Below are 19,436 nucleotides of genomic sequence, written 5' to 3'. Positions count from 1 at the left end.
ACCGGCTCAATCCCTGATTGAGCCGGTCCTTCGGTGTCCGCGGGGAATCCGGTGTCAGAATTCGCCGAGGACGTTGAAGACGGTGCGGCCGGTGTGCGTGCCGCCCTGGATGGAGTGCAGGACCTTGGCGGCGTCGGTGATCGAGGCGAACCGGGTGAGTGCCGAAAGGTGTTGCGGGCGCAGCTCGTTGCCGAGGCGGGTCCACAGCTCCCGCCGCTTCTCGATCGGGACGAAAACCGAGTCGATGCCGAGCAGGGTGACGCCGCGCAGGATGAACGGCAAGACAGTGGTCGGCAGGCCGGAGCCGCCGGTCAGGCCGCTTGCCGCGACCGCGCCGCCGTAGCCGATGGCGCTGAGGATGTAGGCGAGTGACTTGCCGCCGACGCTGTCGACCGCTGCGGCCCAGCGGGCCTTGTTCAGCGGCCGCGGCTTGGCGTCGGGGTCCTCGGGCAGGCGGCCGATGATCTCGTTGGCGCCGAGTTCGCTGAGCAGATCGCCCGCGTCGGCCTTGCCGGTGGAGGCGATGATCTCGTAGCCGAGGCCGGACAGGATGTCGATGCTCACGCTGCCGACACCGCCGGTCGCGCCGGTGACCAGCACCGAACCCGACTCCGGGGTGAGGCCGCTGTCGAGCAGGGACTGCACGCTCAACCCCGCGGTGAAGCCAGCGGTGCCGAGCGCGGCGGCGTCCCTCGGGCTAAGGCCGTCGAGCTTCACCACCCAGTCCGCGGGCACCCTGGCGTACTCGGCGAACCCACCGTTCTGCGAGACCCCGATGTCGTAGCCGTGCGCCACCACCAGATCACCGGGCGTGAAGTCGTCGTCCTCGGAGGAGACCACCTCGCCGGTGATATCGATGCCGGGAATGATCGGATACTTCCGCACCACCCCGCCGCCCGGGGTGATCGCCAGCCCGTCCTTGTAGTTCGCGCTGGAGAAATGCACCTTGATCGTCACCTCACCAGGCCCGAGGAACTCCTCCCCGACCTCCTGCTTGACGAGATCGATCCCACTGTCCGATTCATGCGCCACCATCGCCCAGAACTCCATGCCGACGAGCATACGATCGCCGACCCCCGCCCGGACAGATCTCGGCGTCCGCACTCCGCGCTCGGCGGGGCGGCTCAGGCGCGCAGGAAGTCGACGAGTTCCCGGGTCACGACGTCCGGCCGGTCGACGTGGACGAAGTGTGATGTTTTGTCGAGCCATACCGACTTTGCCGAGGGGACAAGCCTTTCCAGCGCTTGACCCATAGCCGGTGAGACGATCGGATCGTTCTCCGTGCCGTACATGATCATCAATGGGACCGGGAACGGGCGGTTGTCGTCACGCAGGCTACGTAGCCGGTTGGCGGTATCGCGAAGGTCGTTCGGCCGCAACGCATCCTGCATATAACGCACAAAGGTCCGGGCGCGATCGCGGCGCGCAAGCGGCTCGCCATACATCCGCGCCTCCTCCAACGACTTCAGGGTTCCGTCGTAGTAGTGAGTCCGGTAGTGCGCCCAGCGCAGCGGTGAACGACGGACATACGCCGCCAATCCGCCGGCGACACCGGGTACCGCGAGCACCCAGCACAGGGCCCGGTGCCGGAACTCCGGTAGCACCGGCGAATGAATCAGCACCACCCGCTCGAAGGACGACGGGTCATCGAGAGCGCGACGCAATACGAAACATCCGCCGAGTGAATTGCCGACCACGGCACAGCCTTCGATTCCGAGGGCACGCTGGAACTCGCCGATCCACGTCGCCAGCGCCGCGCCGCCGTACTTCCGGTCGATAGGCCCGTCGCTGCGGCCACCGCCGGGCAAGTCCACGGCGATCACCCGGAAGTGCCTACCCAGCCCGGCCAGGACATATCGCCAGGAATAGCTGGCGGTCATGAGTCCGTGAATCAGCAGCAGGGGCGGCCCGGTGCCCGTCGTCCGGTAATGCACTCGGATCCGGCCGAACGGCACCGAGTCCATCTCTATATCAACTTGTTCCGCATCGAAATACGTGTGCGGCACCCTCGGATGTTCCGGCAAATCCTGGTATCGAGGCTGCTCGAAACCGATGGAATGTGCCATGACAATCGACCCCCACTTGCTGATCGCATCACCTTGTCGCGGCGTACGCGATAGTGTTTGTTCGTTCGAACGAACAACATCACACTAAGCGGCAGACACCCGATGAGCAAGGGGATCAACGAACACATGCCAGGCCCGTCGAACACCCGAGAACGCATCGTCATGGCCGCTCTGCGGATCATCGGAACCGTCGGCGTTGCAGGGCTGACCAATCGCCGCATCGCTGCCGAGGCAGGGCTCTCGCTCGGCTCGATCACCTATCACTTCGACACCCAGGACGATCTGCTGCGTGCGGGTCTGCAGGCATTCATCGCCGAGGAGTCACGCAGATTCACCGAGCTTGCCGACCAGTTTCAAGCGGGCGAGATCGGCCTGGAACAAGCGGGGGCGCTGCTCGGCGACATCGCCACGGATACCAGCTTCGGCGTCGATCACACCGCATGGTTCGAGCTCTATCTGCAGGCGGGGCGCGAACCGGAGTTGCACGACGCCGCGAGCGCGTGCTTCGCGGCCTACGATCGGCTCGCCACCTCGGTACTTCGGGCCATGGGTGTCCCGGCTGCCGCCGATTTCGCCGAAATGAGTGTCGCCCTGCTGACGGGCATGCAGCTGCGACGGCTGGCAACCGGAAGCAATCCCGATCGCCTGGTCGAAGCGCTCACGCTGTTCGTCGGCACCCTTGCGGAGAAGGCGAAACCGGGGGATTGATCCGGTGCCGTAACCGGCCTATTCCGGGACGAGTTCCAGGCGGACGCCGAGCAGGCGGATGGGGCGGTCGAGGGGGAAGCGGTCGATGATGCGGAGGGCGGTTTCGGTGATGTGGGCGGGGTCGATGGTGGGAGTCGGCAGTTTTTCTTGTTTGCTGCGGGTGTAGAAGGTGTTGGTGCGGACGGTGACCGAGACTCGGGTGCCGATGCGGCCCGCTTCGGCCATTTCCTCGGCTACCTCGGTGGCAAGGCGGGCAACCTGGGCGCGGATTTCGGCGGGGTCGGTGAGGTCGTGCGGGAAGGTCTCGGATTTGCTGCGGCCCAGCGGAATTCGGGGTTCGGTGCTGACGTCGGTGTCGCCTTTGCCGTGGCCGAGGACCCAGAGGTAGGGGCCGGTGTTCGGGCCGAATTCGGCGGCGAGGCGGTGCCGGTCGGCGGCCATCAGGTCGGCGACGGTGGCGATGCCGAGGTCGGCGAGGCGGGTGGCGATCCGAGTTCCGATGCCCCACAGGGCATTTGTCGGGCGGTGCGCCATGACCTCGGTCCAGTTCGCGGCGGTGAGGCGGAAGATTCCGGCGGCCGCGCCGTCGTCGGTGGCCGGTCCGTCCGACGACTTACCCGCTGATTTGGCGAAGCCGGTGGCGAGTTTGGCGGTGAGCTTGTTGTCGCCGATGCCAATCGAGCAGGACAGCTCCAATTGCCCGATGGCGCTGCGGATTTCGCGTGCGAGAGCCTCCGGGTCGTCGGTGTCGGTGGCGAGGAACGCCTCGTCCCAGCCCCACACCTCGACGCGGCCGGGAAAGGTCCGCAGCAGCGACATGACCTCGTCCGACGCCTCCTCGTAGCTGGCCATGTCCAAGGGCAGGAACACACCCTCGGGGCACTTACGCTGCGCGCTGCGCAACGCCATCCCTGCCCGCACCCCGAACGCGCGCGCCGGATAGGACGCGCAGGTCACCACCTTGCGCGGCTCGGCAGGATCGCCGTTACCGCCGACGATGACCGGCAGGCCGCGCAGCTCCGGATGGCGGCGGAACTCCACCGCCGCCTGGAACTGATCGAGATCGACATGCAACAGCCATCTGGCCATATGACCGTCTTACCCCACCGGTATGACAGGCAGCCGGAATTCCGGCCCGATCGGCCGCCGACGTCGCCACGCGGCGCCGGTCATGGCCGTACGATCTCCCTGAGCACGAACAGGGGAGCAGACCGATGACCACTCCGCAGGACAAGCCCGCCGCGCTGCCCGCGGTTCGAGTCGACGACACCGCCAGGGAAGTCGCGGTACGACGGCTGCACATCGCGGTGACCGAGGGCCGCCTGGACGTGCTGGAACTGGACCGGCGGCTGGTCCTGGCCTACTCGGCGCAGACCAGCGCCGAGCTGGTCGCCCTCACCGCCGACCTGCCGACGACCAACGAGCCGATCGAGTTGCGCACCGGCAGCGGGTCGCTCGAGAAGCGTGGGCAGTGGACGGTCCCTGCCGAGCTCACCGCCGAGTGCAGCTCCGGAAGTATCACCTTCGACTTCACCAGTGCGCTGTGTCCGCACGGCGAGATCTCGCTGCACGCCACCGTCGGTTCCGGCAGCGTCAAGCTGATCGTGCCGCGCGGGTGGCGGGTCGATGTCGATCGAGTGCGGACCAAGAGCGGCAGCGTGTCGAATCGCGCGACCGAGCCGCTGCATCCGGGTGCGCCGGTGCTGCGGGTCGATGGGAAGGTCGGCTCCGGTTCCATCGACGTGCGGTATCCGCGGCCGGCTCGCCGGTCCTTTCTGGCCTGGTTGTTGCGTCGGCCGCGTCCTGCCTGAGGTTCCCGAGTGGCGGGCCTCGATGCGCTTGCCTTCGCGACGGTCGCCAACGTGCCTCGCGGCGGTCGCGAACATGCCTGGGTGGCGGTCGTGAACGCGCTTGGCAGAGTTGTCCCGGCTCGGGATCAGACGCCAGTTGACGCGCCCGCGTCATCGAGAGACATTGCCCCACTTGCCAACCCGCCGACGATGCGACGCAGCGCCGCCGTGAGCGTGCTCGGGTAGAGATCTTCGTCGGAGCGACCGGCGACGATCCCGTCCGGTCGGACGAGCAGCGCACCGCCTTCCGGCAGGCCGGTGCGTGCGGCCCATTCGGCATCGGGCAACGCGTGCACGGTGATGTCGATTCCGGTGTCCCACTGCGCATCCGCGACCGCGTCGCGCCACGCCGCCGAGGTGCCGGTGACCAGCAGCGCGAAGCCAGGACCGTTCAGATCCAGGGTCGAGATCTGCTGCGACCCATCGACCCACAGGTGCGGCACCCTGGTACCGACCTGGCCGGTCAGCTGGTCGACGTGCGGTGCGCCCGCGCTGTCGCCGAGGACGGCGGTCGAGGTGTACCGGTACCGGGTCATGACCGTATCGGTATTCAGCTGACGGGCGAGATCGGCTGCGTTGTCCGGGGTTTCGACGCCGTAGCGGGTGTCGAAGTCGGTGCCGAGCCTGGCTTGCTCAGCGCCGACGATCGCGCGCGGACGCCGCTCGGGCTGGTAGGTGTCGAGCAGCGCGGGCCCGGCCGTGCCGGACAGCACCGACGCGAGCTTCCAGATCAGGTTGTGCGCGTCCGCGATTCCGGTGTTGGCGCCGTAACCACCCCACGGCGCGTGGCGGTGCGCGGCGTCACCGACCAGGAAGATCCGGTCGCGGCGGTATTCGTCCGCGACGAAAACACCGGTGTCCCAGGCGGCTTTCGCCAGCACCTCGACCGCGATATCGGGCACACCGATCGCGGCGCGGATCAGCTCGACACAGCGTTCGTCGGGATAGTCGGCCAAACCCGCACGCGCGGGGTCGTATTCGAGGTGGAACGACCAGTCGTCGGTGTTGTTCTTCGCCAGCACCAAGCCGCGCACCTTGTCGTTGACGATCTCGCACTGGCTGAAGGTGCGGCCGTCGAGCACCTCGGTGAGGTCGGTCCGCACGAAGACATTGAGGTAGTGGTGTGTCGGCGGCAGCTCCCAGCCGGTGATCCCGAGCGCCCGCCGAATCGGGCTGCCCGCGCCGTCGGCGGCGATGAGGTAGTCGGCCCGAATAGTCGAGACGCCGCCCGCCTGATCGCGCAAAGTAGCGGTGACACCTTCGTCGTCGGCCGCGAATTCAGTCAGCTCGACACCGAAACGCAGGTCACCGCCGCGCTCGCGGGCCAGCTCGATCAGCACCGGCTCGAGCTGCACCTGCGGCAGGAAACAGAAGCTGGACGGGCTGGGTTCGTGGTTCGACAGGCTGTTCACGAAATTGCCGAGATCGAGCGGCTCGGCCACCGCCAGCGTCGCGCCCCGCCGCGCGCCGCCGAACCGGCCCGCCCGCAACGCGGTCGCGGCGGCCTGCTGAACCCGGTTCTCGATGCCGAGCTGCCGGAACAACTCGACGGTCCTGGTGTGCACGCCGCGCGAGCGAGGCAGCACCGACACACCGGTTCGCTTCTCCACGAGCACGAACGGCACCCCGTGGTATTCGAGAAAGAGCGCGGCGGACAGTCCGACCAGGCCACCGCCGACGAGGAGAACGGGTACTTGCTGTGTCGAAGTCATGCACCGATGTTGTGCGCGACCGCTTGCACGGCCCTTGCGTACCGATTACATGAGAAAGAGCCGGGCACCTGAGGTGCCCGGCTCCTTCGGAGCACGTCAGGCGGAGGCGGCGAAGGCCCGTCCGTCCAACGCCGGTTCGGCGACCGGCTCGATGGCGTAGGCCAGGATGTCGGCCACGTCGGCGACGGGGCGGACCTCCAGTGCGGCAAGCACTTCGGCAGGGACGTCGTCCAGGTCCGGCTCGTTGCGAGCCGGAATGAACACCGTCTTCAGGCCCGCGCGCTGGGCGGCGAGCAGCTTCTGCTTGACGCCGCCGATCGGCAGCACCCGTCCGTTCAGCGTGACCTCGCCGGTCATGCCGACATCGGCGCGCACCTGCCTGCCCAGTGCCAGCGACACCAGCGCGGTGACCATGGTGACGCCCGCCGACGGTCCGTCCTTGGGGACCGCGCCCGCCGGGAAGTGCACGTGGATATTGCGATCGAGCACCGACGGCTCGATGCCGATCTCCGCCAGGTGCGAGCGCACGTAGGTCAGTGCGATCTGCGCGGACTCCTTCATCACGTCGCCGAGCTGGCCGGTCAGGGTCAGCGAGCGCTCGCCCTCCGCGGCGTTGGCCTCGATGTAGAGAACGTCGCCGCCGAGGCCGGTGACCGCGAGGCCGGTCGCCACACCCGGGACCGCGGTGCGTTCCACCGAGTCGGGGGTGAAGCGCGGACGACCAAGGTAGTCCTTCAGATCATCCAGGTCGATGGTCAGCGACTTCTGCTCGCTGCCTGCGGATTTCACCAATGCGTCGTAACCGAGTTCGGCCTCGTAGCCGAGATCGGTGTCGGACGCGCCGATTCCGTCCTCGGACAGTCGAGTCGCCGCCTTGCGCAACGCCTTCGCGATCAGGCGCTCCATCTGCCGCACCCCGGCCTCCCGGGTGTAGTTGGCGGCGATCTCGCGCAGCGCCTCGTCGGTGACGGTCACCTCGTCGGTGGTCAGCGCGTTGCGTTCCAGCTGCCTCGGCACCAGGAAGTCGCGGGCGATGCCGACCTTGTCGTCCTCGGTGTAGCCGTCGACGGTGATCAGCTCCATCCGGTCCAGCAGCGGGCCGGGGATGGTCTCCATGACGTTGGCGGTGGCGATGAACAGCACGTCGGACAGGTCGAGGTCCAGATCGAGGTAGTGATCGCGGAACGTGTGGTTCTGCGCCGGATCGAGCACCTCGAGCAGCGCGGCCGCCGGGTCGCCACGGAAGTCCGAGCCGACCTTGTCGATCTCGTCCAGCAGGACAACGGGATTCATCGAACCCGCCTCCTTGATGGCGCGCACGATCCGGCCGGGCAGCGCGCCGACGTAGGTGCGCCGGTGGCCACGGATCTCGGCCTCGTCGCGCACGCCGCCGAGCGCGACGCGAACGAACTTGCGGCCCATGGCCCGTGCCACGGATTCGCCGAGCGAGGTCTTGCCGACACCGGGCGGACCGACCAGCGCGAGCACCGCGCCGGAGCCACGTCCGCCGACGACCTCGAGCCCACGCGAGGCTCGCCGGGAACGCACGGCCAAGTACTCGACCATGCGGTCCTTGACCTCGTCCAGGCCGTGGTGATCGGCGTCGAGCACCGCGCGAGCCGCCGAGACATCGGTGCTGTCGGTGGTTTTCACCGTCCACGGCAGCTCGAGCACGGTGTCGAGCCAGGTCCGGATCCAGCCGGTTTCCGGGCTCTGATCGCTGGCGCGTTCCAGCCTGCCGACCTCGCGCAGCGCCTCGGCGCGCACGTTGTCGGGCAGGTCGGCCTGCTCGACCCTGGTGCGGTAGTCGTCGGCGCCGTCGGGCTCGTCCTCGCCGAGTTCCTTGCGGATCGCGTTGAGCTGCTGGCGCAGCAGGAATTCGCGCTGGCTCTTCTCCAGCCCCTCGCGGACGTCGTCACTGATCTTCTCGGTGACCTCGGCCTCGGCGATGTGGTCCTTGGTCCACTCGATCAGCGTGTTCAGCCGTTGCGTGACGTCGGGAGTTTCGAGCAGTTCACGCTTCTGATCGTCGGTCAGGTACGGCGCGTAGCCCGCGGTATCGGCGATCGCCGACGGATCGGTCAGCTGATTGACCGCGTCGATGATCTGCCAGGCCTCGCGGCGCTGCAGCACCGAAACGACCAGCTTCTTGTATTCGGCGGCGAGCTCTTTCGTCCGGCCGTCCGCGGCGGGGATCTCGACCGGCTCGGCCTCGACCCACAGCGCGGCACCGGGCCCGGTCACCCCGTGCCCGATCTTCGCGCGCCGCTCGGCCTTCAGCACGGCCGCTGGTGCGCCGCCGCGCATCCGCCCGACCTGTTCGATGGTGGCGACCACGCCGTAAGAGGCGTAGCCCTCGGTGAGCCGCGGCGCCAACAGCACCGCGTCGGTCTTGGCCGCGCGCGCGGCATCGATGGCAGCCTGCGCCGATTCGTCCAGTTCGATGGGCACGACCATGCCCGGCAGCACGATCGGATCGGTCAGGAACAGCACCGGCAGGTTCTGTGGTGTAGTCACGTGTTCGACCCTTCCAAAAGTTGAGCGATACCAACTCAACCCCCGCCCTTCCCCCTTTGTTCCGAATCCGCCCCACGTTCGCTGTGGGCGAAGAAGAAATCGAATCCCGCACGTCAGTCGTCGTAGTGACTTCCCACCTGCACAATGACAACCTCGGTATCGGTGACGTAATAGACCAACCGGTGCTCCTGGCTAATCCGTCGCGACCAGTGCCCGGCAAGCTGATATCGCAGCGGCTCGGGCTTACCGATCCCAGCGAACGGATCAGCAAGCACGGCGTTGATCATCTTGTTCGCCGCCTTCAGTACCGCACGATCCCGCGGCAGCCAGGATGCATAGCTACGCCATCCCTGGGCAGTGAACGTCAACTTCCGATCGGGCACGCCATCACGCCTTCCGTCGGCGCGGATGTACCGACCGGCGAATCCCGGTTGTGTCGTCCGGCTTGCCGGTCCACAACGACACGAACTCATTTTCAGCTACGCGAGACTGCAACTCATCCACAAAGCGCTTGAAGCGATCCGCGGAGTTGGTTGCTCCGGCGTCGTCGCCATAGAATTTCTCCGCGATTGCCCACAGCACCGCACCCGGCGCAACCGCGTATCGCTTCGCGCCCTCAACGAGAAGCTTGTCCGGGACGTCGTCATCGGTCGCAGATTCGTTGTGGAACTTAGGCTCGACCGCCCAGACAACGTCACCGCGCTGGAGCGTGAAAACGCGAGTCGGCAGTTCTGCCGACGTCTCGTCGTCCGGGTCGATCAGGGCGTGAGCTTCCGTGCGCCCTGCACGAGCGTCCTCAGCAGAAGCAAGCAATTGCGCGCCTCCGTGCGTCTGGAGCACGTACAACGTCTCCATGATCGAGTTCCAATCGGACTCGGCCATGAGAACGGCGTTCTCACCGGTCTTCGTGACCACCGTCACCTGGTCGTGGTCGTCGTTGACCTTCTTCACCAGTCCGAATAGGTCCTGACGAACGGTCGAGATCGGTAGCGCTGACATCGGCAATCACCCCTTAGAAGTCGTACGACATATCGTACACCTTGACTCGTACAACATGCCGTACAGCAGTAGCGGCGGGCGTGTTCCCCGGGAAACGCTGCGGCCTGGCTTATCGTTGAGCCGACCGCACCGCTGGTCGGTGGCAGTTTCTCGGTAGCGCGCAGCAGACCGCCGAGGGGAGCACGTGCATGAGTTGGCCGACCCGCACCGGCCACGACTGGAAACCGGCCGGGCTGGTGCTCGCGGTGGTCGCGGCGCTGATCGCGGTCCCGGCGGCCCTCGCCGCGCTCGTGCCGACCAGGGAGACACCGGTCGCCGCTGACGCGGCGATCACGGTGACCGCGCCGGGGGAGGAGCCGGACACGGTCAGCTTCGGCGGCGTTGGCGGCTGGCAGCGCAGGCCGACGGGGGACCAGACGACCGCCGTGCTGATGGCTCCGGATGGTTCGCGACTCGCGGTGAGTGTGATCGACGGCGTCACGGACTTCGCCGACGCTGCCGAATGGCGGCGGAAAGTGCTTGGCGCACAGGGCTTCGCGGCGAGCTTCGACGGCGCGCAGGTCAAGACGCCGAACGGATTCAGCGGGCGGACCTGTCGCGGCACCGATCGCGCGGGAGTGTGCGCGATCGTCGGCAGCGAGAAACTGGCGGTCACGATGGTGCTCATCGGTGACGACGCGACGCTGCCCGAGCTGACGAAGGTGCTCGACACGCTGAAGGTGCGCCGATGAGGTGGTTCCAGCCGAGATCGGCGCTGTTCTGGACGTATTGCCTGATCTCGCTGCTCGGCCTGGTCGGTCTCGTGCTCCAGGTGACACCGGTCGCCGCGCTGACCTGGCGCGACATCCTGGTCGGCTTGCCGTTCACCCTCGCGACCCTGGTCGTCTTCGGCTGGCTGGTCCTGCATTTGGATCGGCTGCACGCGCGGCACCGAATCCGGACACCGCTCGTCATGGGCTTTGTCTGGGGTGCGCTGGCCGGGCCTGGCATCGCCATGTTCGCCAACGACAACAACATGCGGATCGTGCGGAACCTGGCCGGTGACGCGTTCGCCATCGACTGGCAGGCACCGATTTCCGCGGCGATCGTGGAGGAGGCGGTCAAGGGCATCGGCGTGTTCGCCGTGGCGTGGCTCGCGCGGCCGCTGTTGAATCGGCCGATACACGGGCTGTTGCTCGGCGGCTGTACCGGCCTCGGGTTCCAGGTCGTCGAGAACATCACCTACTCGGCCAATGCCGGATTGCTGTCCGCGCAGGACAATTCGGCGACCGCGGTGCTGGTCGGCGTCGTGCGGCTGCTCACCGGCATCACCTCGCACTGGATGCTCACCGCCCTGGCTGGTATCGGCATCGTGCTCGCGGTGACGCGATCGGACTGGCCGGCCAGGCGGCGTGCACAGGTCTTCGTCATGTTCTATCTGCTCGGTGCCGCACTGCATTTCGGTTGGGACGCACCGAGTCCGGCGAACATCCCGATCGGCTCGATCGTCGCGCGGACGCTGCTGTACATCCTGATCTTCGCCATCGTCTATTCCTGGGTGGTGCACACCGAACGGCAATGGTTCCGCGCGGTGGTCGGCTGGGCGGTGACGCGGGGGATCGCGCCGGCCGGTGAACTGAGCACGCTGATCTCGCGGCAAAGCCGGCGCCGGGCCCGCAAGGCGGAGCGGATGAGCGGTCAGCGCAACCGACGTCATCAGGTACAGCGGCAGCGCGTCCTGCTCGACTGGGTCCAGGACACCGGTGCGGGATCGGGTATTCGCATTCCGGCGTGAGGCACTACTTGCGCCTGGTGATCACCACCGGCTTGACCTCGGTGGGCACGGCGCCGAACGCGGAAACCGGAACACCGAACGCGGCCGCGAGGATCTCGCGGGGCAGCGAATTCACCGTTGCGACAATGCCGATGTCGTCGTTGGGTTCCTGCGCGCTGGTATTGAAAACCACCAGAACCTGGAGGGGTTGCTCGGTGCTCGCATTGCCGAAGTAGTGGAAGAAACCCTGCGGCACGAACACCAGATCGCCCTGCTTCGCCGCGAAGGCGTCGTTACGATAGGTGCCGTCCGGATGGGTGCCGAGGATCGTCCAGTCGGCCTTGCCGGAGATGATGTAGTTGAGTTCCCACGCCGTCGGATGCCAATGCGGCTCGCGGATGGCGCCGACCTCGAGTTCGACGAAATAGACCGACGCCTGCTGCCCGGTCAGCACCGGAAAGGTGCCCTCGTGTGCGCCGCGCAACGTGCCGCCGTCGTATCGGTCCGGCTCGGCCGAGGTGAGCCGGAACAGGTGAGCGTCGGTGTCCAGCTTGGTATTCGAATCCGCCGCGGGCGTTGCGCTGGTCTGCTCGGCTCTGGCGGACCCGCCTACCGTCGCGGCGAGCGCGCCACCGATGGCCGCGCCACCGATGGCGGCGCCGGTCCCGATGACCCGGCGACGGCTCAGCCGCGCGTCGTCGTCCTCGGTCGGTAGGTTGTCGGGAACTGGGTTTTCGGACACGCGACCTCCTGCGACGTCGGCGGTCCGCGACCGCGCGAGGGGGATGCCATGCTCACGCCCAGATCCAGCTCGGGCGCGCTCATGGTAGCCCCGCCGCGCTACCGTGCGCCCGCGTTGACACTCGCTCCAACGCAATGACAATGTTGGGGCCTTGATACCTCATACCGGCGGTTCCGCCGGTTCGGCCTAGGGAGATCCATCGATGAGTTCACTCGCCGCCGGCGTGTTCATCGATTGGGAAGATCTGACGGGCCAGTCCAAGTTCGTGGTCGATCTGGTGACGTTCCCGATCTTCAGCGCGCTCGCCGGCTGGCTGACCAACTGGACCGGCGTACTGATGTTGTTCTGGCCGGAGCGATTTCGCGGTTTCCGAATCCCGGGACTGTATCTGCTGTATCCGTATTTCCCGCGCCGCGTTCAGGTGTTGCCGACCTTCTCCGGGGACGGACGGCAGCTCGGCTTCCAGGGGTTCATCCCGGCGCGGGCCGAGAAGATGGCGAGCATCTGCGTCGACAAGGCGCTGATGCGGATCGGCAGCCCGCGCGACTTCATCCATGAACTCGACCTGGACGGCATCGCCGACTACGTCGCGGTGCTCGCCCGTAAACAGGTGCAGCCGCTGGTCGACGAGCTGATGAACCGGGAGAACCCCGACCTGTGGCGCACCGTGCCGCGCGCGGCCAAGCAGATCATCTACCAGCGGGTTGACCGGGAAATGCCCGCGCTGTCGCGGCGCGCGTTCGAATCACTTGGCGACAACGTCGATCAGCTCATCGACATCAAGAGCTTCGTCATCCGGTATCTGCAGGACAACCCCGGCATCCTCAAGGATCTGACCACCACGATCGCGGCGCCGGAGCTGCGCTTCATGGTCAGGATCGGCCTGCTCGGCGCGCCGTTCGGCCTGCTCCTCGCGCTGTATATGCATGTGCACCAGCACATTCCGGTGTTCGGCCTGGTACCGGGCTGGGTGATCGTGCTGCTCGCCTCGGCGGCGATCGGCGTGATCGTCAATGTCATCGCGGTCAAGATGGTGTTCGAGCCGGGCGACCCGCAGCCCTGGTACAAGTACCTGTGGCAGCAGGCGCTGCTGGCCAAACGCCAGCCGCAGGCCGCGACCGACCTCGCGAACATCCTGGCCTATCAGGTGCTGACGCTGCCAAACCTGTCGAAGGAACTGCTGGACGGACCCAACGGCGACAAGACCCGCCAGCTGCTGGAACGGCTCGTCTCCGACGAGATCCACCGCCAGCTCGGCCCGACCACCTCGTTCGTGCGCGCGGCCCTCGGGCGTCGCCAGTTCGACAACCTCAAGGCGGGCGCGGCCGGGGCGGCGGTCGGGCTGGCGCCGAGTCTGGTGGAGGACGAGGAATTCACCCTGGAGCAGGCCAAGACCATCGACGTGTTCGCGGCGCGCAAGCTTCGGCAGCTGACGCCGGGGGAGTTCATGGAGATGTTCTATGCCTCGGTGGAGCAGGACGCGTGGCTGCTGTATCTGCACGGCGCGGTGCTCGGGCTGGCCGTCGGCCTCTCGCACCTGATCATTTTCGGCTGGTAGACAAGCGTTCTGGCGGTCGACAGAAATACAATCACGCGTGCTTGCATTTCTGCGTGGCCACTGCGATGCTGAACCGCGACGGCACACGCGGTGGTGTGCGTTCAACTGATCGGCAGGCGACCATGGCTGACCTCGAAGCGCTGCTCAACGATTTCGCCGACGAGTGCGCGGATCTGGAACGAATCGTCAGCCCGCTGGCGGCGGCCGACTGGGCGCTCGCCACTCCCGCACCCGGCTGGACCGTCGCCCATCAGATCGGCCATCTGGCCTGGACCGACGAGGTCGCGACGGTCGCCGCCACCGATAACGTGGCCTTCCAGCGACTGGTGACCGAGGCAGGGCCGAAGGCATTCACCTTCGTCGACGAGGCGGCCGAGGAAGCGTCGACCGTGCCGCCCGCGGACCTGCTCGATCGGTGGCACCGCGGCCGTAAATCGCTCACCGACGCGCTGCGCGCGGTGCCCGCTGGCGCCAAGCTGCCCTGGTTCGGCCCGCCGATGAGCGCGGCCTCGATGATCACCGCCCGCATCATGGAAACCTGGGCGCACGGCCAGGATGTGGCCGACGCCATCGGCATTACCCGGACGCCGACCGCGCGGCTGCGCACCGTGGCCCACATCGGCGTGCGGACCAGGAACTTCGCCTACACCGTGCACGGAAAGACGCCGCCCGCAGCCGAATTCCGGGTCGAGCTCACCGCGCCCGACGGCACGATCTGGTCGTGGGGACCCGAGGACGCCGAGCAGCGCGTCACCGGACCCGCGCTCGACTTCTGCCTGCTGGTAACCCAGCGCCGCCATCCCGACGACCTCGCGATCGAGGTGGCCGGCCAGGACGCGACAGAATGGCTGACCTTCGCGCAGGCCTTCGCGGGGCCGACGGGCGCGGGCCGGGCGGCGGGTCAATTCGCCTGAAAATCAGCGATGGCCGGATGCGTACATCCGGCCATCGCCGACACCCGACCCGATCCAAAGATTTCGGGAGCGGGCGAGCGCCACACTTGGGTGCGCCGTTCGTGTCGGCCGGACGCCATTGGCCGGGTGTCTCGATGTGGCAGTCGAGGATGACGCTCGCCAGCTAGAGATTTATTTACCCGCCCTCGAGGTGCTGGAAACATAAACGACCCCACGGATTCGGTGCCGGTTCGTCGGCCGATCCGCTGGGGACTGTGATCCTGCTCTCCCCGAGGCAATGCCCCGTACGGCCGCGCCGTAACCTGGACAACCGTATGGCTTTCAACGATGTGGGCCGACTTGCCAGGGGAGCAGGGAAGGAACACATCGTGATAAGAAAAAAGCAAGCCCAGATCGCTCGGCACGCCGCGATCGTCCTCGCGGGTGCCGCCAGCCTGAGCCTCACCGTGGTCGCGGGTTCGTACATCGTGCATCAGATAGCCGACCTCAACCGGCCCGGCGGCGATATCGCCGCACCACCCGCGCAGGCCGTCGAGGACTCGACGAGCGACGGGGCCTGGACGGATACCGTGCTGACCGGCGGACATCACGGACTGCCCGTGGCATTCACCAGGCATCCGCTCGGCGTGGCCGTACCGACCCCGAAAGCCGCTGCCCCGCATACTGATTCGGCGTTCGTCCCGCACCAGGACACGGTCGCCGCGAAGCTGCGACTCGGCGATGCCTACCTCGACGCGCAGGTGACGGCCGTGCGCACCGACACGATCTCGGTCACCGTCGGCACCAACGCCTTCACCGTGCTGACCGGTCACCCACAGGAACACCAAGGCATCACCCAGCTGCGCACCGAATTCGACACGCGCAGTGGCGAAGTGGTGCTCATGCTGACCGATCCGGCACTCGGCGATCACGATCTGCGGCTCAACCGCGCCCCGGCACCGAACCCGAAACCCGCGCCGGACACCCGCGTGTCGACCACAACGCCCGAACCGGCCGCGACGGACCATGCGATCGCCTCCGGTGCGAGCGCGGAACAGACCGTGGCGGTGTAACGCTCGGCCTACTGTTCTCGGTATGCCGAACAGTACCTACGACTTCTGTGTGATCGGCGGTGGCATCGTCGGGGTGGCGACGGCGCATCGGATACTGCACCGCCATCCCGGCGCGACCCTCGTGCTGCTGGAGAAGGCCGAGGCGCTGGCTACCCATCAGACCGGACACAACAGCGGCGTCATCCATTCCGGTATCTACTATCCGCCGGACAGCCTGAAGGCGCGGCTGTGCCGCCGTGGCGCGAGCTGGACCAAGAAATTCGCCGCGGCGCACGGGATTCCGTTCGAGGTGTGTGGCAAGCTGCTGGTCGCCACCGACGCGGCCGAGCGGCAGCGGATGCTCGCGTTGCACGAGCGTTCGGTGGCCAACGGCGTCGCGGTCGAACTGCTCGACGCCGCCGAACTGCGTGGGCGTGAGCCGAGGGTGACCGGCGTCGGCGCATTGTTCGTGCCGGATACCGGCATCGTCGATTACACCGCGATCACCACCGCACTGGCCGACGAGGTCCGTTCGGCCGGTGGGCAACTCGTCTTCGGCGCCGAGATCACCGCGCTCGCCGAAACCGACGCGGCGGTCACCGCGACGGGGCCGACCGGAACATGGACGGCGCGCACCCTGGTGGCGTGCGCGGGACTGCAGGCCGATCGGCTGGCTCGAATGGCCGGGCTGCGCAACGACTTCCGGATCGTCCCGTTCCGTGGCGAGTACTACCAGCTGCCGCCGGAACGGGCCGGGCTGGTGCGCACGCTGATCTATCCCATCCCCGATCCCACGCTGCCCTTCCTCGGGGTGCATCTGAGTCCGACCATCGACGGCACGCTGACCGTCGGGCCGAACGCGGTACTCGGGCTGGCCAGAGAGGGTTATCGCAAAGGCAGTTTCGACGCCAAGGACGCGCGGGCGGTGCTCGGTTTCCCCGGCGTGCACCGGGTGGCCGCGGCGAACGTGCGGACCGGGCTGCGGGAACTGCGCAATTCACTGTTCAAGCGCGGCTATCTGGCCGAATGCCGAAGGTACTGCCCCGAATTGACCCTCGCCGATCTACGCCCACGCGAGGCGGGGATTCGCGCGCAGGCGGTGCTGCGGGACGGAACACTGGTGCACGACTTCATGATCGAACGCACGCCGCGCTCGGTGCACGTGCTCAACGCGCCATCGCCCGCGGCCACCTCGGCCATGCCCATCGCCGAGCACATCGTCGATCAGCTCTGACCGCTCAGAACAAGACCGACCGGTCCAATTCAGCTATTGACCAGCGACGAGCAACCAAGCAACCGGCCGGTAGCAATGTGGAAAACCGGCTCACCAAATCCCGCGCAACCGCTCCAATAAAGAGGAGAGCTGTAGTACTTTTAACGCCAGTCGTGGAACAGGGAGGGCCTGATGGGCCACATCAAGTACGCGAGTGACGTCGGGGCGCCGGTCGAGGTCGCCTTCACCTACACGGACAACCATCTGTTCGTACCGGACTGGATGTTCGCGGTCGCCGACTTCGAGCCGACCGGCGAACTCGACGCCGGCCTCGGCGCGATCTTCACGACCACCGCGCGGCTGGTGTTCTGGCGGCCGACGATGACATGCGAGGTCACCGAATATCGTCGGAACGTGGTGATCGGGTATACGCTGCGTGGGCGTTTGTCCGGGACCCTGACGCTGCGCTTCGATCCGCTCGGATACGGGCGGTCGGTGCTGACGTCCGAGGCGGAGTACAGCCCCCCACGCGGTTTCGTGGGGCGCCTCTGTGTCGGTCTGGTGGATTCCGCCGTGAAATCGGCGCTCCGCCGCACCGAGTCCCAATTGCGAAGGGAGATAGAAGAATTCCACGGTACCGATCTTGTCGGTCGGATTGCGTAGGGTGCCAGCCATGATCATCGTGAGCACCGACGGATCCTGCCTCCGCAACCCCGGCGGCGCCATCGGCTGGGCTTGGGTCAATCATCAGGGCTCCTCGATGAGCGGCGGCGGCGCGTCCGGCACCAATCAGGTCGCGGAGCTACGCGCGGTACTCGAGGCGATTCTCGCCCATCCGAGCTCCGAGCCCCTGCTGATCGAAAGCGATTCGCTCTACGCGATCAAGTGCGCGTCGGAATGGATCTCCAGTTGGCGGGTCAACGGCTGGCGCACCTCCACCGGTGGCGCCGTGAAGAACGTCGAACTCATCCGGCAGATCGACAAAGCGATCGCCAGCAGGCCCGGCCCGGTCCGGTTCCGTTGGGTCCGTGGACATGTCGGCAACTACTTCAACGAGCAGGCCGACGCGCTTGCCGGTGAAGCGGCTCGGAAGGCGGCCGCCACGTCGGCTGTCTGCGAGGCGAACACCGCGGCGATTCCCGCGGTGACTGTGGAAGAAACGCCGACGGCGCCGGAAGCGCCGATCGACAAGGCCGCGGGGAAGGCGGCCGCGCCGTCGGCGCCGCACACTTTGACGCTGTTCTGATCCGTCCGAGCAGAGACCGACCGCCCGAATGACCTCCGGCGGTGGTGGCTCGGCCCACCGCCGGAGGCGCTCGGTGTATCGCTACCGGGGAGCTTGCTGCGGCTGCCCGCTCTGCGCGGGTCCGCTCGGAGCGGCACCCGGTGCCGCGGCGCCCGGCGTGGGGGCACCCGGTGCGGCACCGGAATCCGGCGTCACGTTGCCCGGTGCGGGAGCATCCGGAGCGCCGGGCAGTCCGGTACCGCCACCCTTCAGCATCGGCGAATCGAGCTTCTCGACCTGCCACTTGTCACCCGACTTCGTCAACTGCGCGATCAGCACGACGAACTGACGCTCCGGGGTCGTTTGAGTGAAGTTGGTCCGGTATTCCGTGAGCGTGACGAGCACCTTCGCCTCGGACTTGTCACCGGACTGGTAACCACACTGAACGTCGTCGGCCCACGACTTCACCTTCGCCTGAACCATGGCGTCCTTGAGCGCGGAGCTGGCATCGCCGAACTCCTTGAGGAATTCCCCACCGGCCTGCGATTTGACCTTGGCGAAGTAGTCGTCGAGGTTCTTCGTGTAGTCGTAGCTCGACACGTCCTTGCCGAAGGTGCAGCCGGCCTGCGTCGAATCCCGGATCGCGTCGAGCTTGTCGCCGCGGTCCTTGCCCTGCAGGAAGAACACCACCACCGCGGTGATCGCCGCCACCGCGAGCACGCCGGCCACGAACGCGGCGATCAGCGGCAGCGAGGCGGACCGTTTCGAGGTGGCCGGTTCGGCCGCGTCGGCATCGGCCTTCGGGGCCGCCTTGTCCGCCTTCTTGTCGGCCTCATCGGTTGCTGCCTCGGCTGGCTTCGGCTCAGGCTCCGCCTTCGACAGCTCAGGCTTGGCCACCGTGGTGTCCTCGACCTTCGCTGCCTCGGCGCTCTCGGCCTTCGCCGTCGCAGCGCCCTCGGTCACCGAGGTGTCCTCGGTGGTCTCGGCGTCCTTGTTGGTGTCGGCGTCATCGGTGGACATCGATACAAACCTGCACTTTCCCGGCGCGCGGGCGCACCGATCGACTGACGGGCCCGCATCTCGGGCGAACCGTACGCGTTGTCTCGGCGAGTATGCCCGGACCCACGGTTTCGCCGCAGGACAGGGGG

19 protein-coding genes are annotated in these 19,436 nt (G+C 67.1%); 10 read left to right on the top strand and 9 right to left on the bottom strand.

The window, feature by feature from the left end:
• Positions 1-54: 54 nt before the first annotated feature.
• Both OG203_RS25565 and OG203_RS25560 read right to left on the bottom strand, forming a co-directional pair.
• A complete protein-coding gene (locus tag OG203_RS25565; RefSeq protein ID WP_405159800.1) occupies positions 55-1,050 on the bottom strand; it encodes an oxidoreductase in 996 nt (331 codons plus the stop codon).
• Positions 1,051-1,124: 74 nt separating this feature from the next.
• Positions 1,125-2,066: an alpha/beta fold hydrolase gene (locus OG203_RS25560; protein ID WP_405159799.1), complete on the bottom strand. Its 942-nt coding sequence runs from the start codon at positions 2,064-2,066 to the stop codon at positions 1,125-1,127.
• 102 nt (positions 2,067-2,168) lie between these two features.
• Between OG203_RS25560 and OG203_RS25555 the strand changes: the two genes are divergently transcribed.
• Positions 2,169-2,774 carry a TetR/AcrR family transcriptional regulator gene (locus OG203_RS25555; RefSeq protein ID WP_405159798.1) on the top strand — a complete coding sequence of 202 codons (606 nt, stop codon included), beginning with the start codon at positions 2,169-2,171 and terminating at the stop codon, positions 2,772-2,774.
• Between the two features lie 18 nt (positions 2,775-2,792).
• Here OG203_RS25555 and OG203_RS25550 read toward each other — a convergent pair whose 3' ends face one another.
• Positions 2,793-3,863, bottom strand: coding sequence for a DNA polymerase IV (locus OG203_RS25550; RefSeq protein WP_405159797.1), 1,071 nt, complete (start codon positions 3,861-3,863; stop codon positions 2,793-2,795).
• A gap of 125 nt (positions 3,864-3,988) precedes the next feature.
• Between OG203_RS25550 and OG203_RS25545 the strand changes: the two genes are divergently transcribed.
• Entirely contained in the window at positions 3,989-4,585 is a 597-nt protein-coding gene (locus OG203_RS25545) for a DUF1707 domain-containing protein (protein WP_405159796.1), read from the top strand.
• A gap of 125 nt (positions 4,586-4,710) precedes the next feature.
• Here OG203_RS25545 and OG203_RS25540 read toward each other — a convergent pair whose 3' ends face one another.
• From OG203_RS25540 to OG203_RS25525, 4 genes are all read right to left on the bottom strand, one after another.
• Positions 4,711-6,336, bottom strand: a complete 1,626-nt coding sequence (locus tag OG203_RS25540; protein WP_405159795.1) for an FAD-dependent monooxygenase — start codon at positions 6,334-6,336, stop codon at positions 4,711-4,713.
• Positions 6,337-6,432: 96 nt separating this feature from the next.
• A complete protein-coding gene (gene lon / locus OG203_RS25535; protein ID WP_405168004.1) occupies positions 6,433-8,793 on the bottom strand; it encodes an endopeptidase La in 2,361 nt (786 codons plus the stop codon).
• 173 nt (positions 8,794-8,966) lie between these two features.
• Entirely contained in the window at positions 8,967-9,236 is a 270-nt protein-coding gene (locus OG203_RS25530; RefSeq protein ID WP_405159794.1) for a Txe/YoeB family addiction module toxin, read from the bottom strand.
• 4 nt (positions 9,237-9,240) lie between these two features.
• Entirely contained in the window at positions 9,241-9,852 is a 612-nt protein-coding gene (locus OG203_RS25525; RefSeq protein ID WP_405159793.1) for a type II toxin-antitoxin system prevent-host-death family antitoxin, read from the bottom strand.
• Positions 9,853-10,040: 188 nt separating this feature from the next.
• On the opposite strand from OG203_RS25525, the gene OG203_RS25520 reads away from it, so the two are divergent.
• Both OG203_RS25520 and OG203_RS25515 read left to right on the top strand, forming a co-directional pair.
• Complete coding sequence (locus tag OG203_RS25520) at positions 10,041-10,583, top strand: hypothetical protein (protein WP_405159792.1); 543 nt, start codon at positions 10,041-10,043, stop codon at positions 10,581-10,583.
• Positions 10,580-11,626, top strand: a complete 1,047-nt coding sequence (locus tag OG203_RS25515; protein WP_405159791.1) for a PrsW family intramembrane metalloprotease — start codon at positions 10,580-10,582, stop codon at positions 11,624-11,626. Before OG203_RS25520 ends, OG203_RS25515 begins: the two co-directional genes overlap by 4 nt.
• 4 nt (positions 11,627-11,630) lie before the next feature.
• Here the strand turns inward: OG203_RS25515 and OG203_RS25510 are convergent, their stop codons facing one another.
• Complete coding sequence (locus tag OG203_RS25510) at positions 11,631-12,347, bottom strand: cupin domain-containing protein (RefSeq protein ID WP_405159790.1); 717 nt, start codon at positions 12,345-12,347, stop codon at positions 11,631-11,633.
• A gap of 202 nt (positions 12,348-12,549) precedes the next feature.
• On the opposite strand from OG203_RS25510, the gene OG203_RS25505 reads away from it, so the two are divergent.
• The 6 genes from OG203_RS25505 to OG203_RS25480 all read left to right on the top strand — a co-directional run bounded on the left by OG203_RS25505 (position 12,550) and on the right by OG203_RS25480 (position 18,309).
• Positions 12,550-13,905: a hypothetical protein gene (locus OG203_RS25505; RefSeq protein ID WP_405159789.1), complete on the top strand. Its 1,356-nt coding sequence runs from the start codon at positions 12,550-12,552 to the stop codon at positions 13,903-13,905.
• A 122-nt stretch (positions 13,906-14,027) separates the two neighbouring features.
• On the top strand, positions 14,028-14,819 hold the full coding sequence (locus OG203_RS25500) for a TIGR03084 family metal-binding protein (protein ID WP_405159788.1): 792 nt from the start codon (positions 14,028-14,030) through the stop codon (positions 14,817-14,819).
• 314 nt (positions 14,820-15,133) lie between these two features.
• Positions 15,134-15,871 (top strand): hypothetical protein, encoded by a 738-nt coding sequence (locus OG203_RS25495; RefSeq protein ID WP_405159787.1) that lies wholly within the window; start codon positions 15,134-15,136, stop codon positions 15,869-15,871.
• Between the two features lie 22 nt (positions 15,872-15,893).
• Positions 15,894-17,084: an L-2-hydroxyglutarate oxidase gene (lhgO, locus tag OG203_RS25490; protein WP_405159786.1), complete on the top strand. Its 1,191-nt coding sequence runs from the start codon at positions 15,894-15,896 to the stop codon at positions 17,082-17,084.
• Between the two features lie 171 nt (positions 17,085-17,255).
• A complete protein-coding gene (locus OG203_RS25485; RefSeq protein ID WP_405159785.1) occupies positions 17,256-17,726 on the top strand; it encodes an SRPBCC family protein in 471 nt (156 codons plus the stop codon).
• A gap of 10 nt (positions 17,727-17,736) precedes the next feature.
• Complete coding sequence (locus tag OG203_RS25480) at positions 17,737-18,309, top strand: ribonuclease H (RefSeq protein ID WP_405159784.1); 573 nt, start codon at positions 17,737-17,739, stop codon at positions 18,307-18,309.
• 81 nt (positions 18,310-18,390) lie between these two features.
• On the opposite strand, the gene OG203_RS25475 is transcribed toward OG203_RS25480, so the two are convergent.
• A complete protein-coding gene (locus OG203_RS25475; protein ID WP_405159783.1) occupies positions 18,391-19,308 on the bottom strand; it encodes a hypothetical protein in 918 nt (305 codons plus the stop codon).
• Positions 19,309-19,436: the final 128 nt, after the last annotated feature.

This window comes from Nocardia sp. NBC_01499 (genome assembly GCF_045040275.1).
Lineage (GTDB): Bacteria > Actinomycetota > Actinomycetes > Mycobacteriales > Mycobacteriaceae > Nocardia.
This window is presented reverse-complemented; position numbering and strand designations above follow the sequence as displayed.